The organism is Afipia sp. GW821-FHT14H12 (assembly GCF_058803465.1).
In genome coordinates, this window is sequence record NZ_JBXAOZ010000005.1 from 75,120 (window position 1) to 88,758 (window position 13,639).

Annotated in this window: 15 protein-coding genes; 10 read left to right on the forward strand and 5 right to left on the reverse strand. The window is 62.9% G+C overall.

Annotation, left to right across the window (positions count from 1 at the left end):
- Positions 1-195, forward strand: coding sequence for a hypothetical protein (locus tag AC1RNA_RS16840; protein WP_492951865.1), 195 nt, complete (start codon positions 1-3; stop codon positions 193-195).
- Between the two features lie 3 nt (positions 196-198).
- Here the strand turns inward: AC1RNA_RS16840 and AC1RNA_RS16845 are convergent, their stop codons facing one another.
- Genes AC1RNA_RS16845 through AC1RNA_RS16865 form a run of 5 tightly spaced genes read right to left on the reverse strand, consistent with a single transcriptional unit; the run spans position 199 to position 5,652 of the window.
- Positions 199-1,407: a molybdopterin molybdotransferase MoeA gene (locus AC1RNA_RS16845; RefSeq protein WP_492951830.1), complete on the reverse strand. Its 1,209-nt coding sequence runs from the start codon at positions 1,405-1,407 to the stop codon at positions 199-201.
- Positions 1,408-1,422: 15 nt separating this feature from the next.
- Positions 1,423-1,908, reverse strand: a complete 486-nt coding sequence (gene moaC, locus AC1RNA_RS16850) for a cyclic pyranopterin monophosphate synthase MoaC (RefSeq protein ID WP_009340733.1) — start codon at positions 1,906-1,908, stop codon at positions 1,423-1,425.
- A 4-nt stretch (positions 1,909-1,912) separates the two neighbouring features.
- Complete coding sequence (trpC, locus tag AC1RNA_RS16855) at positions 1,913-2,710, reverse strand: indole-3-glycerol phosphate synthase TrpC (RefSeq protein WP_048755983.1); 798 nt, start codon at positions 2,708-2,710, stop codon at positions 1,913-1,915.
- A 13-nt stretch (positions 2,711-2,723) separates the two neighbouring features.
- Positions 2,724-3,737, reverse strand: coding sequence for an anthranilate phosphoribosyltransferase (gene trpD, locus AC1RNA_RS16860; RefSeq protein WP_009340731.1), 1,014 nt, complete (start codon positions 3,735-3,737; stop codon positions 2,724-2,726).
- Positions 3,738-3,747: 10 nt separating this feature from the next.
- Positions 3,748-5,652 carry a peptidylprolyl isomerase gene (locus tag AC1RNA_RS16865; protein WP_492951831.1) on the reverse strand — a complete coding sequence of 635 codons (1,905 nt, stop codon included), beginning with the start codon at positions 5,650-5,652 and terminating at the stop codon, positions 3,748-3,750.
- Between the two features lie 204 nt (positions 5,653-5,856).
- On the opposite strand from AC1RNA_RS16865, the gene tpiA reads away from it, so the two are divergent.
- The 9 genes from tpiA to AC1RNA_RS16910 all read left to right on the forward strand — a co-directional run bounded on the left by tpiA (position 5,857) and on the right by AC1RNA_RS16910 (position 13,628).
- The gene (gene tpiA, locus AC1RNA_RS16870; protein WP_492951832.1) at positions 5,857-6,615 is read left to right on the forward strand and encodes a triose-phosphate isomerase; all 759 of its coding nucleotides are present in this window, start codon (positions 5,857-5,859) and stop codon (positions 6,613-6,615) included.
- Between the two features lie 288 nt (positions 6,616-6,903).
- The gene (gene secG / locus AC1RNA_RS16875; protein WP_009340728.1) at positions 6,904-7,257 is read left to right on the forward strand and encodes a preprotein translocase subunit SecG; all 354 of its coding nucleotides are present in this window, start codon (positions 6,904-6,906) and stop codon (positions 7,255-7,257) included.
- Between the two features lie 185 nt (positions 7,258-7,442).
- Entirely contained in the window at positions 7,443-9,074 is a 1,632-nt protein-coding gene (gene pyrG, locus AC1RNA_RS16880; protein WP_492951833.1) for a CTP synthase, read from the forward strand.
- Between the two features lie 80 nt (positions 9,075-9,154).
- A complete protein-coding gene (locus AC1RNA_RS16885) occupies positions 9,155-9,961 on the forward strand; it encodes a COG3904 family protein (protein ID WP_492951834.1) in 807 nt (268 codons plus the stop codon).
- 117 nt (positions 9,962-10,078) lie between these two features.
- Positions 10,079-10,411, forward strand: a complete 333-nt coding sequence (locus AC1RNA_RS16890; protein ID WP_009340725.1) for an NIPSNAP family protein — start codon at positions 10,079-10,081, stop codon at positions 10,409-10,411.
- A 14-nt stretch (positions 10,412-10,425) separates the two neighbouring features.
- The gene (locus AC1RNA_RS16895) at positions 10,426-11,313 is read left to right on the forward strand and encodes a VOC family protein (RefSeq protein ID WP_492951835.1); all 888 of its coding nucleotides are present in this window, start codon (positions 10,426-10,428) and stop codon (positions 11,311-11,313) included.
- Positions 11,314-11,384: 71 nt separating this feature from the next.
- Positions 11,385-12,236, forward strand: coding sequence for a 3-deoxy-8-phosphooctulonate synthase (gene kdsA / locus AC1RNA_RS16900; protein ID WP_492951836.1), 852 nt, complete (start codon positions 11,385-11,387; stop codon positions 12,234-12,236).
- 97 nt (positions 12,237-12,333) lie between these two features.
- Complete coding sequence (locus AC1RNA_RS16905) at positions 12,334-13,266, forward strand: metallophosphoesterase family protein (RefSeq protein WP_009340722.1); 933 nt, start codon at positions 12,334-12,336, stop codon at positions 13,264-13,266.
- 11 nt (positions 13,267-13,277) lie between these two features.
- Complete coding sequence (locus AC1RNA_RS16910; protein ID WP_009340721.1) at positions 13,278-13,628, forward strand: cupredoxin domain-containing protein; 351 nt, start codon at positions 13,278-13,280, stop codon at positions 13,626-13,628.
- The last annotated feature ends 11 nt before the right edge of the window (positions 13,629-13,639 follow it).

Sequence of the window (13,639 nt, forward strand, 5' to 3'; positions counted from 1 at the left end):
ATGCGCTTTGGATTTTCCCGGATCTGGCGCTGGCCGGCCGCTCTCGCCGCCCTGGTGATCTTCGGGTTGTTGTCGGCACTGCTCGGACAGGGCGGTGTCTGGTGGGCGCTGTCGTGGGTCGCGCTGGCGATCCCGCTACTCGTGATCGTGGCGGCATGGCAGAAGCGCCGCCGGCCGGTCGATTCCCGGCCGTAAGGCTCAAATTGGCAGCCGGATGATGTCGCAGCGCGCGCCTGCCGGTGCGGCGGGTGCGTGCGGCGGGCGGATCAGCAGCGCATCTGCAGCGGATAGATTGTTCAGCAGCGAGCTATCCTGATGATCCACGGCGGTCGCGACGGCGATGCCGCTATCGTTGATCGCGATCCGCGCCCGCATGTATTCCTGACGATGATCGTTGGCGGGCAGATTGTGGCTGAGGATGGCAGTCTCGATGCAATGGGCGATGTGCGCGCGCCCTGAAAGTGCGCGGATTAGTGGCACCACGAACACGAACGAACAGACGTAGGACGATGACGGATTGCCGGGCAGCCCGATCACGCTCATCGCTCCCTTGCGGCCGTGCATCATCGGCTTGCCGGGGCGGAGCGCTATCTTCCAGAATTTGATGTCGATGCCTTCGGCCTCGAACGATGGTTTGACGAGATCGTGCTCGCCGACCGACGCGCCGCCGGTGGTAATGAGAATGTCGGCACTAAGCGCCTCGGCGCGACGGATGGCAGCGCGGGTGTCTTCCAGCGTATCGCGGGCGATACCGAGATCGATTGGTTCGGCACCGCTGTTATGCATGAGCGCGCGAATGGCATAGGCGTTCGAATAGATGATCTGGCCAGGTGCCGGTTGCGAGCCCGGCATCACCAGTTCGTCGCCGGTGGCGAGGATCGCGACCTTCGGCTTGCGATGTACCGGCAATGCCGGGTGGTTCATCGATGCGGCGAGCGACAAATCGCGGTCGCTGAGGAGGGTTCCGCGCTTCAACAGGACGTCGCCTTCACGGAAATCGATACCCGCTTTGCGGATGTGGCGGGGCACAGGGGCGGCTTCCGATAAAGTGATGAAATCGCGGTCGCGCTGCACGTCCTCCTGAATGACGATGGTATCAGCGCCGTCGGGCACCACGCCTCCGGTGAAGATGCGGACCGCCTGGCCCTTGCCGACGGATTGGTCGAACGGGCGCCCGGCGGCGCTCTCGCCGATTACACCGAGGCGCGCGCCCTTGAGGGCATCCTCGAGATGGATGGCGTAACCGTCCATCGCCGACATCGGCGCGGGTGGCTGGGTTCGGCGTGCGGCGATGTCGCGGGCCAGAGTGCGATGAAGCGCATCGTCCAGTGCGACGTCTTCTGCGGGCAGAGGCTGTATGCCGTTGAGGATGGAGTTCAGTGCGTCGGCGACCGGCATTAGCGCCATGATGGAGCTTCCGTGTTATTTTTCATGCTTGTAGTGACCGGACTTGCCGCCACTCTTTTCGAGAAGGCGGATGCCTTCAATGTGAACGCCGCGCTCGACCGCCTTGATCATGTCGTAGATGGTCAGGCAGGCAACCGACACCGCGGTCAGTGCTTCCATCTCCACGCCGGTCGGCCCCGTCACCTTGACGCTCGCCTCGACACGGCAGCCGGGCAGCTTGTCATCGGTGGTGATGTCGAGCGTGACTTTGGAGAGAGCTAGCGGATGGCACAGCGGAATGAGATCGGAGGTGCGTTTCGCCGCCATGATACCGGCGACGCGCGCGGTGCCGAGAACGTCGCCTTTCTTGGCGTTGCCATCGACGATGAGTTTAAGCGTAGTCGCGCTCATCACCACGAAACCTTCCGCCATCGCGACGCGTTCGGTCGCGTCCTTTGCCGACACATCGACCATATGCGCTTCGCCCTTGGCGTCGATATGGGTGAGGGAAGGTTTGGTCATCGTCTCATGAAGCCTTCGCAAGCAGGGTGCGGGTGGCGGAGGTAACGTCGGCCTGCCGCATCAGGCTTTCGCCGACGAGGAAGGTCGAGATGCCGACCTTCGCCAGCCGCGCGATGTCAGCGGGCGTGAAGATGCCGCTCTCGCCGACCATAATGCGATCTTTCGGTACGGAGGCCGCGAGCGCCTCGCTGGTTGCAAGCGTCGTCTCGAAGGTGCGCAAATTACGATTGTTGATGCCGAGCAAAGGCGAGTGCAGCTTCAAGGCCCGTTCAAGTTCTTCCTGATTGTGAACTTCGAGCAGCACGTCCATGCCGAGGTCGAACGCGGCGTTCTCGATGTCGCGCGCCGCCGCATCATCGAGCGCGGCCATGATGATGAGGATGCAATCGGCTCCGTGCGCGCGCGACTCCATCACCTGATAGGTGTCGTACATGAAGTCCTTGCGCAGCACCGGCAATGAGACGGCCGCACGCGCGGCGACCATGAAGTCGAGATGGCCCTGGAAGGAGGGGGTGTCGGTCAGCACCGAGAGACAGGTCGCGCCGCCCGCCTCATATGCTTTTGCGAGAGCGGGCGGATCGAAATCGGCGCGGATCAGTCCCTTTGATGGCGACGCCTTCTTGATCTCGGCGATCAGCGCAAATTCGTCGCGGGCAATGGTATCGCGGATCGCTTTGGCGAAGCCGCGCGCGGGTGGTGCGCGCCGGGCCGCGTCCGCGACCTTGGCCTGCGGGCGCGCGGCCTTGGCGGCTGCGATTTCCTCGCGCTTGTAGCGTTCGATCTTTTGCAGAATGTCGGACAAGGATACGTCTTCCTCAAGCACGGGACACGGCAACGAGTTGCGCCAGTTTCGCCGCGGCCGCCCCACTGTCGAGCGCCTTGACGCCGAGCGCAACACCTTCCTTGAGGTCTTTCGCCCTGCCTGCGACAACAAGCGCAGCACCGGCGTTGAGCAGGGCAACGTCGCGGTAATGGTTCTTTGCGCCGTCGAGCACCGCCTTGAGCGCGGCCGCGTTGGCGGTGGCATCGCCACCCTGGAGGTCGGCGTTTTTCACGATGGAAAGACCGCCGTCTTCAGGTGAGACTTCAAATGAACGGATGGCGCCATCGGCCAGTTCTGCCACGTAAGTCGGACCGGTGAGGGTGATCTCGTCGAGTCCATCTGAGCCGTGCACGACCCAGGCCGAGGTCGCGCCAAGGTTCTTCAGAACCTGCGCCACGGGCTCGACCCAATGTCTGGCGAACACACCGATCATATGCCGCTTCACGCCCGCCGGATTGGCGAGCGGCCCCAGCAAATTGAAAATCGTGCGGGTACCAAGTTCCACGCGCGTCGGTCCGACATGGCGGATCGCCGGGTGATGCGTGGGTGCGAACATGAAGCCGATACCCGCCTTCGCGATGCAGGCGCCGACCTGTTCGGGGGTCAGTTCGATATTGACGCCGAGCGAGGCCAGCACGTCAGCCGCGCCGGATTTCGACGACATCGCGCGATTGCCGTGCTTGGCAACCGGCACGCCTGCGCCTGCGACGATAAACGCCGCACAGGTCGAGACATTGACGGAGCCTGCGCCGTCGCCGCCGGTGCCGACCACGTCCACTGCATCAGCTGGTGCGGTCACGCGCAGCATCTTCGCGCGCATGGCACTCACGGCACCCGTGATCTCGTCCACGGTTTCGCCACGCACCCGCATCGCCATCAGCGCGCCGGCGATCTGCGACGGCGTGGCCTGGCCTGACATCAGATAGTCGAATGCGCTGACCGCTTCCTCACGCGATAGCGATTTGCCGTCCGCGAGCTTGGCGAGGATCGATTTGAAATCGCTCATGCGCGGCCGGTCACTGGTTGCCGGTCGCGCCGGTCGCGATCGCGAATACGTTCTCGTTCACCTTCACGCCGAGAGTGGTTTCCAGATGGGTGATGTATTGCCCGATCTGCTCGTCGCTCAGGTTTTGCGCGAGGCCTTCCTTCATCTTCTTCGATGCGTCCGAATTGAGATCGACCGCCGGGGTGGCGACGTTGGTGACCTGGAAAACGACCACGCCGCTGCTGGCCGGTATATTTTCTGCCATCGCGGCGCTGCCCTTCGCGGTACGGAAAGCCGTATCGACGACGATATCCGGCAGCCCGTTGATCTTGTCCTCGCGCTTGAACGGGGTGGAGGTTTGCGTGGTCAGCCCGGCGGCCTTCACCTCGGTCGCGAACACGCCGCCTTTGTTGATCTTCTCGACCAGTTCTTTGGCCTTGGCGCGCAGGCGCGTGGCGACCTGCTCGTCGCGCCAGCGGGCGGTGACCTGATCCTTGACCTCGTCGAGCGTGCGGTCGCGCGAGGGGGTGATGCCAAGCACGTCGAACCAGACTTCGCCGCCCGGGAAGGTGAGGGGATCGTTGTCGACGCCGACATCGCTGCCGAACGCCGCCGTAATCAGATCGACGCCCTTCGGCAGGGCAGCTTCCTTGCCGTCCGGTGTGCGGCCGGAGCGGTCGACATCGACCGTTGTCGCTTCGAGGCCGCTCTTTTGTGCGGCCTCCGCGATGCTGGCGCCGCCGCTGCGCTCGTCCTCGACGGCGTTTCGCATCTTGTCGAAATCGGTGCGCACGCGCTGCTCGGCGATTTCCTTCTTGATGGCAGGAGCGACCTTCTCGAAGGCCTCCGTCGAGCCGGGCTCGATCTTGGTGACCTTGAGCAGCACGGTCGCGAGCGCGCCCTTCACCGGCTGGCTGACTTCATTGAGCGGCAGTGCGAACGCGGCCTTGGCGATGATGGGATCACCGAGGCTCTTTTCGCTGACGAGGCCGAGGTTCATGTCCCCGGATGTCAGCTTCATGTCCTTGGCAAGGTCCTCGAAGGACATGCCGCCAGCGATCTTCGCGCGCGCGGCCTTGGCGGCGTCCTCGCTCTGGAAGGCGACCTGCTGCACTTCGCGGCGATCAGGCTTCACATAATCGGCGCGGCGGCTGTCATACACCTTGCGCGCATCGTCGTCGGACACCACGACCTTCTTGGCGAGTTCGTCGGGTGAGAGCGTAAGGTAGACCACCTTGCGATATTCCGGCGCGCGGAACTGAGCCTTGTGGGCCTCGAAATAGGTGTTGAGCGCGTCCGGCGACGGAGCTTCGATAGTGCCGGCCTGATCGGGGCCGATCTTGGCGTAGTCGATGGTGCGCTGCTCGTCCTGGAAACGACTGATCGCCTCGATCTGGGTTTTGGTGGGCTCGACGCCCGCGACGATGCTGCCGATCAGCTCACGCCGCAGGGTGAGGCGGCGCTGCTCCGCGATATAGCGCTGCTCGGTGTAGCTGTAATCGCGCATCGCCATGGCGAAGCGGGCGGGGTCGAACTTGCCGTTCGGTCCGGCGAAGGTCGGATCGCTTGAAATGGTGCGGACGATTTCCGCGTCCGACATCCGAAGGCCCATGCGGCGGCCTTCCTCGTCGAGCGCCGTCTCGGCGATGGTCTGTTGCAGCAACTGGCGGTCGATGCCGAAGGCGCGGCCCTGCGTGGGGGTGAGCGGCCGGCGGATCTGGCGGCTGATCTGTTGCAGCTTGTCGGTATAGGCCGAGCGGAACTGCTCCAGCGGGATATCGGTGTTGCCGACCGTTGCGAGCGTCGTCTGCGTCGAACCCTTGAAAATGTCGGCGATGCCCCAGACGGCGAAGCTGACAATGAGGATGCCGAACAGCACGCTCATGATTGCCTTGCCGACCCGGTTCGACGTGACGTTTCGTATCCCTCGAAGCATGACACCACATTTGTAAGAGGAGGCGGAATAGACTGGGCCGAAGACCCTCACCGCATTGTTCCGTCTCGTATAAAACGCCGCCCCGGCGGGGGCAACCGGTGCGAGGCCGCGGCAGGGCCGACGAGTGCTGGATAAGGCCTGCCGGCGGGTGGCGCGAGGACGAACCCTCTGCTAGCGGAGGTGATCACCAGAGGGGGAGGAGTGATGCCGGCTGCCATCCGACCGCTAATTGCGGGCAACTGGAAAATGAACGGCCTGAGGGGTTCGCTGCCGGAACTGGAGGCGATCCTGGAATCGGGCGCCTCCGCCAAGGGGAATGCTGACCTGCTGATCTGCCCGCCCGCCACGCTGGTGGCGGCTTTCGCCGCCCGCGCCAAAGGATCGAAGCTTGCTATCGGGGGGCAGGACTGCCACGCGGAGGCCTCCGGAGCCCATACCGGCGATATTTCCGCCGAAATGCTGGCGGACGCGGGAGCGACTGCCGTCATCGTCGGTCATTCCGAGCGCCGTACCGATCACCACGAAACCGACGAGATCGTGCGTGCCAAGGCCCTTGCCGCACGGCGGGCGGGTCTGCTGGCCATCGTCTGCGTCGGCGAAACCCGCACCGAGCGCGACGCCGGACGGGCGATGGAGGTCGTGGGCGGCCAATTGGCCGGATCGATCCCGGACGGGGCCACCGCAGCCAATCTGGTCGTTGCCTACGAGCCGGTCTGGGCGATCGGAACCGGACTGACCCCGACATCGGAAGATATCGAGCAAATCCATACCTTTATCCGCCAGAAGCTGACGGACAGGTTCAAGGAGGAGGGAGCGGGCGTGCGGCTGCTTTATGGCGGGTCGCTGAAACCTGGCAATGCCGCCGAAATCCTGTCCCTGGTGGACGTCAATGGAGGTCTGATCGGTGGTGCCAGCCTGAAAGCGGCGGATTTCCTTGCCATCGCGGCGGCCGTGCCCGCTTAGTGTCCCGAATCCGAAGTTCGCCTACTTTGCCGCGCCTTCCGGAGCGAACTTCGGATTCGAAAGGACACTAGCAAATCTATGATTCTAGTGTGGTTTAGGTTCAGAAGTTCGCTTGTAAGGATTCGCTGAGAGAATGAAAGCGAACTTCTGAACCTCCACACTAGGGCCGGACAGGCGCGTCGGGGTGGCATTCACCGCCCCGATCGTGTACAGACGCGCCAACCTCAACCCCTCAGACATTGGCGTATCCGGCTGGCTGGTCGCGATTGTTTGTGACGGAAAGACATTATGCAGACCGTCGTTATCGTCATTCATCTCATCATTGTCGCCGCCCTGATCGGCGTCGTGCTGTTGCAGCGTTCCGAAGGCGGTGGCCTTGGCATCGGCGGCGGTGGTGGCGGTGGCTTCATGTCGAGCCGGGGCACCACGAATCTTCTGACCCGGACCACCGCAATTCTGGCGGCGGGCTTCTTCATCACCAGCCTGTTCCTGTCCTGGCTGGCCGGTTACGACAACCGGCCGAAGTCGCTGATCAATCCCGCGCCGACGTCGCAATCGGGCTCGCCGGCACCGGAAAAGAACCTTCTGGATTCGCTCAAGCCCGCAGAGCCGGCCGCTCCGCAGGCGCCGCAGTCCAAGTAAGGGTTCGAACAAGCCCGAACTATCGGTGGACACATCCCCGGCTTTGCTGCCATCGCGCCTGAGCGGTGGCCGCTAACCGGCTGTGTTTGTTTAAAATTCAACGTAACCCACAGGGAATGATTTTTTCCGGGGGGAAGGGCGATTCGTTTTGCGAATCTCGCCCGTGGCGATAAAGGTAGGCTCCCATGGCGCGGTACATTTTTATCACCGGCGGCGTGGTTTCCTCGCTCGGAAAAGGACTTGCATCGGCGGCGCTCGGCGCTGTCCTGCAGTCGCGAGGTTACAAGGTCCGCCTTCGCAAGCTCGATCCCTACCTCAACGTCGACCCCGGTACGATGTCGCCGTATCAGCACGGCGAGGTGTTCGTCACCGACGATGGCGCGGAAACCGACCTCGATCTCGGCCACTACGAGCGGTTCACGGGCCGCCCGGCGTGCAAGGCCGACAACATCACCACCGGGCGCATCTATCAGGAGATTCTCGCCAAGGAGCGCCGCGGCGACTATCTCGGCGCGACCGTGCAGGTGATCCCGCACGTCACCAACGCCATCAAGGATTTCGTCCTTACCGGCAACGAGGGTTACGACTTCGTGCTCTGCGAGGTCGGCGGCACGGTGGGCGACATCGAGGGTCTGCCGTTCTTCGAGGCGATCCGCCAGATCAAGAACGATCTGCCGCGCGGCGAGGTGATCTACATCCACCTCACGCTGCTGCCCTACATTCCGAGCGCGGGCGAACTCAAGACCAAGCCGACCCAGCACTCGGTCAAGGAACTGCGCTCGATCGGCATCCAGCCGGATATTCTTCTTTGCCGCACCGACCGGGAAATCCCGAAGGAGGAGCGCCGCAAGCTCGGCCTGTTCTGCAACGTGCGCGAAAGTGCGGTGATCGAGGCGCGCGACGTCGACAACATCTATGCGGTGCCGGAGGCCTACCACATCGCCGGTCTCGACGATGAAGTGCTGGCCGCCTTCGGCATCGAGCCGAAGCAGCCACCCGCTTTGGCGCCATGGCACGAGATCAACGAGCGGGTCCGCAACCCCGAGGGTCAGGTGACGATTGCCGTGGTCGGCAAGTACACCGGCATGAAGGACGCCTACAAATCGCTAATCGAGGCGCTGTCGCACGGCGGCATCGCCAACAAGGTGAAGGTCAATCTCGACTGGATCGAGAGCGAGGTGTTCGAGCGCGAGGACCCCGCGCCGTTCCTCGAACACGTTAACGGCATCCTTGTGCCGGGCGGCTTCGGCCAACGCGGGGCTGAGGGCAAGATCAAGGCGGTGCAGTTCGCGCGCGAGCGCCGCGTGCCGTATTTCGGCATCTGCTTCGGCATGCAGATGGCGGTGATCGAGGCGGCGCGCAATCTCGTCGGCATCAAGGACGCCAATTCCACCGAGTTCGGCGAAACCAAAGAACCGCTGGTCGGTCTGATGACCGAGTGGCTGCGCGGTAATGAGCTGGAGAAGCGCTCGAAGGCGGGCGACCTCGGCGGCACCATGCGGCTCGGCGCTTTTCCGGCGGTGCTGCGCAAGGGCAGCCGCGTCTCGCAGGTCTATGGCGGCGTCACCGAGATTTCAGAGCGCCATCGTCACCGCTACGAGGTCAACACCGCCTACAAGGACCGGCTTGAGCAGCACGGCCTGCGTTTCTCGGGCATGTCGCCCGATGGCGTGCTGCCGGAGATCGTCGAATACGAGGATCATCCGTGGTTCATCGGCGTTCAGTTCCATCCTGAATTGAAGTCGCGCCCGCTGGATCCGCACCCGCTGTTTTCGTCCTTCATCGAGGCGGCAGCGGCGCAGAGCCGTCTGGTTTGATCGTTCGCACAATCCATTGAACAGGCATCCGCGGGCCGGATAGGCTGCGCCGGGCCATTCTGGCGAGCGTGATCGGGCCGATGAAAATTCCCAACATCAAACCGCCGTCCCGCGATGAACCGGCGCGGCCATGGGGTGCAACTCCCGGCGCGGAACCGAGGGCACCGGATCGGCAGCCGTCCGCGAAGCGTGTTCGCTGGTTTGGCCGTAGCTGGCTGTCATCGGTTTTGTTCGTTGTCCTCATCTTCGCTCTGTGGGGCGGTCGGGCCTGGGAGGATTTGTCCCAGCCGTCGGCATGGGCCTACTGGAAGGACCGGTATTTTGCGCCGACGCTGACCTCATCGGTCATCCGGATCGAGGAGGGTGGGCGCTTGCATCGCGCGCTGGCCGTCTCGGGTGAGATCGGCGCCGCGGCCGCGATCTGGTTTCGCGAGAAGCTGGACGCGGCGAAACTGACCGAAGGCGATTTTGTCGTGCTGTCGTCGCCGGGCGGGCAACTTGATCAGGCCCTCATCATGGGCGATGTCATTCGTTCGCGCGGACTGACCACCATGGTGGCAAAAGCCGATGCTCAAGGCCGCTTGCGCTCGTCCTATTGCGCCAGCGCCTGCGTGCTCATTTTTGCCGGCGGGACAATTCGCGAAGCCTTTCCCGGATCGGTACTCGGCGTTCATCAGTTCACCACCGAAGCGCCGAAAACCGCGGACTTCCGCCGCGACATCGTTGCCGATACCCAGAAGACCACGGGTATCATCCTTACTTACATGACGCGAATGGGAGTCTCGCCGTCGATCCTGCAGGCGATGTCGGCCACGAAGAGTATTCGCTGGCTGACCGAAAAAGAGGCGTTCGACCTCAAGCTGGTGACGGACCGGTTTGCCCGCTGATCTATCGTCCCGGCTTCCCCCAAGCTGAACGAATGGCGGAGAGAAATCGGCTGCACGAGGCAAAGACATGCCCTCGGTGGAGCGCTATAAAGCCGGCATCGAAATCCGGGGTTTGCCATGTCGAAGATTTATGAGCTGCGTGTTTATACCTGCCTGCCGGGCCGTCTGCCTGCGCTGTCGAAGCGCTTCGAGACCAAGACGTTGAAGATCTGGGAGAAGCACGGCATCAAGCAGGCCGGTTTCTTCACCACGGTGGTGGGGCCGTCCAATCAGGAACTGACTTATCTGCTCGAATGGGATTCGCTCGCCGAGCGCGAAAAGAAGTGGAATGCCTTCCAGTCCGATCCGGAGTGGATCAAGGAACGCGCCGAGACCGAGAAGGACGGCCAGATCGTCGCGAACATCGCGAGCTCCTTCCTGACGCCGACGTCATATTCCTCGGTGAAGTGAACGATCGTCCCATCATGCCGACGCAGACATGGTCGCGGCCGCGCGGCCTCGACCATGTGGTGCACGCCGTGCGCGATCTTGATGCGGCGTCCGATTTTTATGCGCGCGCGGGTTTTCAGGTCGGTGGCCGCAATCGCCATCCGTGGGGCACGCATAACCGCATCATCCAGTTGCCCGGCTTCTTCATCGAGCTTCTGGAAGTCGCGGAGCCGGAGAAGATCGTGCCTTGTGCGCTGGGGCAGTTTTCGTTCGGCGCCTTCCAGCGCGACTTCCTGAAAGCGCATGAAGGCCTGAGCATGGTGCTGCTGGCCAGCACCGACGCGCGCGCCGATGCAAAACTGTTCGATGAAGCAGGCATTGGTGGTTTTGAGGTGTTCGATTTCGAGCGCGAGGGCGCAGGGCCGGGCGGTTCGCCGGTCAAGGTCGCATTCTCGCTGGCGTTCGCGCGTGATGGGCTTTCGCCGCATGCGGGCTTTGCCGTCTGCCAGCATCATTTTCCGCAGAATTTCTGGAATCCGGCGCGTCAGGTTCACGGCAATGGAACGGTTGGTGTCGGTGGTGTGGTGCTGGTTGCCGACAATCCGGCCGACCATCACATTTTTCTCTCCGCTTTCACCGGCGTGCGGGTGCTGCATTCCAATTCGATCGGTGTGAAGTCTGTGACGCCGCACGGCGACATCGACCTGATGGAAGTGCCGAGCTTTCGCGACCAATTCGGGGTTGTCAAAATAATGGCGGACCAGGGCGCGGAGTTGTCCGGCCTGCGCCTCGAAGTGCGTGATCTGGGTCATCTCGAAGCGCAGTTGAGCGCAAGCGGCATCGCGCATCACCGCCGGGTCGGGCGTGTGGTCATCGCGCCGGAGGCGGCGTTTGGGGCGACGCTAATTTTCGAGCAGGCGTAAAAAGCTTAACGGCTTCAAAGCGGCTGGATCGCCTTGATCTTGTCCCGCGCTCCCGGCAAAAGGGGGCCTCAATGCGGAGCACCCCTTTGGTTTCAGCCTCGAAAACCGTATCCGTCGGCAACGTCACCTTCGGCAACGATCTGCCGCTGTCGGTCATTGCCGGGCCATGCCAGTTGGAAAGCCGTGCGCACGCGCTCGAAGTCGCCTCGGCGTTGAAGGAAATTGCCGCGCGGCTCAACATCGGGCTCGTCTACAAAACCTCATTCGACAAGGCCAATCGCACCAGCGTTTCCAGCGAGCGCGGCATCGGGCTTGCGAAGGCGCTTCCCATATTTGCTGAAATCCGCGAGACGCTCGGCCTGCCGGTGCTGACCGACGTGCACGACGCCACACAGTGCGCCGAAGTCGCGCAGGCGGTGGACGTGCTGCAAATTCCGGCCTTCCTGTGCCGGCAGACCGACCTGCTGCTTGCAGCGGCAGCCACCGGCAAGGTCGTCAACGTCAAGAAGGGCCAGTTCCTCGCGCCCTGGGACATGAAGAACGTCGTCGCCAAGATCACCAGCGGCGGCAACGCGAACGTGCTGGTAACGGAGCGCGGCGCGTCGTTCGGTTACAACACGCTGGTGAGTGACATGCGTGCGCTGCCGATCCTCGCGCGTACCACCGGCGCGCCGGTGATCTTCGACGCCACCCATTCGGTGCAACAGCCGGGTGGGCAGGGCACGTCATCGGGTGGCGAGCGTGAGTTCGTGCCGGTGCTGGCGCGTGCCGCGGTGGCGGTGGGGGTCGCAGGCGTCTTCATCGAAACCCATCCCGATCCCGATCATGCGCCATCCGACGGGCCGAACATGGTGCCGTTGAAGGATTTCGAGCCGCTGGTGAGGAACCTGATGGCGTTCGATGCGCTGGCGAAGGCGCGCTGACCGCAGCCAATAAAAATCTTCGGACCGGGAGAATAAATTCGCTCTCTGCCCAGTCTCCTGAACAGCGCCCTCCGTGGGCCCTTTCAGGGAGACTGCCATGTCAAAAGATCATCCCGACCTCGGCCGCCGCCACGCCCTCGAATGCATGATCTGGGCTGGAACCGGCGTCCTGTGGACTGTCAGCGGTGGCGTCCCGCATTCCGTAGGTTTGATCGGCGACGCGAGCGCAGCGCCGTCGTCCGGCTTCACGTTTCTGCAAATGAGCGATAGCCACATCGGGTTCGATAAGGCCGCCAATCCCGATGCGCTCGGCACCTTGCGCGAGGCGGTGGGCATCGTGAAAGCGATGCCGGTCAAGCCGTCCTTCATCATTCATACCGGCGATATCACGCACCTGTCGAAACCCACCGAGTTCGACAATGCCGATCAGGTGTTCGGTGAGACCGGCGTGAAAATTCACTACGTTCCCGGCGAGCACGACATCATCGATGAGGATCAGGGCAAGGCGTACCTCGATCGCTACGGCAAGGGCACGCAGGGCGCAGGCTGGTACAGCTTCGACGACCACGGCGTGCATTTCATCGGCCTCGTCAATGTGGTCGATCTGAAAAGCGGCGGCCTTGGCAATCTCGGCGCAGAGCAACTTGCGTGGCTGCAAGCCGACCTCAGGGATCGGTCGAGCGAGACGCCCATCGTGGTGTTTGCGCATATCCCGCTGCAGACGGTCTATCGCGAATGGGGCTGGGGCACCGACGACGGCATGCGCGTGCTGGAGATGCTGAAACGCTTCGGCTCGGTGACCGTGCTCAACGGCCACATCCATCAGTTGCTGCAGAAGGTCGAAGGCAACGTGACCTTCCACACCGCGATGTCCACGGCGTTTCCGCAACCGGCGCCGGGTGCTGCTCCATCGCCGGGGCCGATGCGCGTTCCGGCGGAGCAGCTTCGCTCCATGCTTGGGCTCACGAGCATCAATGTCGTGCAGGGCGGCAAGCCACTCGCGTTCATCGATAAAACGCTCGCAAGTTAAGGAAACTCATTATGGGAATGATCGCAAATCGCCGGACCTTCGTTGCGGCTGCTGTGTTCGGCCTTGCCAGCGGAGCGATGCTGGGGCTTGGCGTGGTGAAGGCGGAAGGCACGGCTAAGGAAGTCACCATCGACAATTTCACTTTTGGTCCGGCTGAGTTGTCTGTGCCGGTAGGCACGACCGTGACCTGGATCAACCGCGACGACATCCCGCATACGGTCGTTGCAAAGGACAAGGGTTTCCGCTCGAAGGCGCTCGATACCGATGACCGTTATTCTTTCACGTTCACGAGTGCGGGGACCTACGATTATTTTTGCGGTCTGCATCCGCACATGACCGGAAAGATTGTCGTCACGCCGTGACGTGATGCAGA

Coding starts and splice junctions, on each gene's coding strand:
- tpiA (WP_492951832.1), top strand. CDS start 5,857: ATGCCGGCTGCCATCCGACCGCTAATTGCGGGCAACTGGAAAATGAAC.
- AC1RNA_RS16910 (WP_009340721.1), top strand. CDS start 13,278: ATGGGAATGATCGCAAATCGCCGGACCTTCGTTGCGGCTGCTGTGTTC.
- secG (WP_009340728.1), top strand. CDS start 6,904: ATGCAGACCGTCGTTATCGTCATTCATCTCATCATTGTCGCCGCCCTG.
- AC1RNA_RS16845 (WP_492951830.1), bottom strand. CDS start 1,407: ATGGCGCTAATGCCGGTCGCCGACGCACTGAACTCCATCCTCAACGGC.
- AC1RNA_RS16890 (WP_009340725.1), top strand. CDS start 10,079: ATGTCGAAGATTTATGAGCTGCGTGTTTATACCTGCCTGCCGGGCCGT.
- AC1RNA_RS16905 (WP_009340722.1), top strand. CDS start 12,334: ATGTCAAAAGATCATCCCGACCTCGGCCGCCGCCACGCCCTCGAATGC.
- AC1RNA_RS16885 (WP_492951834.1), top strand. CDS start 9,155: ATGAAAATTCCCAACATCAAACCGCCGTCCCGCGATGAACCGGCGCGG.
- kdsA (WP_492951836.1), top strand. CDS start 11,385: ATGCGGAGCACCCCTTTGGTTTCAGCCTCGAAAACCGTATCCGTCGGC.
- pyrG (WP_492951833.1), top strand. CDS start 7,443: ATGGCGCGGTACATTTTTATCACCGGCGGCGTGGTTTCCTCGCTCGGA.
- trpD (WP_009340731.1), bottom strand. CDS start 3,737: ATGAGCGATTTCAAATCGATCCTCGCCAAGCTCGCGGACGGCAAATCG.
- moaC (WP_009340733.1), bottom strand. CDS start 1,908: ATGACCAAACCTTCCCTCACCCATATCGACGCCAAGGGCGAAGCGCAT.
- AC1RNA_RS16895 (WP_492951835.1), top strand. CDS start 10,426: ATGCCGACGCAGACATGGTCGCGGCCGCGCGGCCTCGACCATGTGGTG.
- AC1RNA_RS16840 (WP_492951865.1), top strand. CDS start 1: ATGCGCTTTGGATTTTCCCGGATCTGGCGCTGGCCGGCCGCTCTCGCC.
- AC1RNA_RS16865 (WP_492951831.1), bottom strand. CDS start 5,652: ATGCTTCGAGGGATACGAAACGTCACGTCGAACCGGGTCGGCAAGGCA.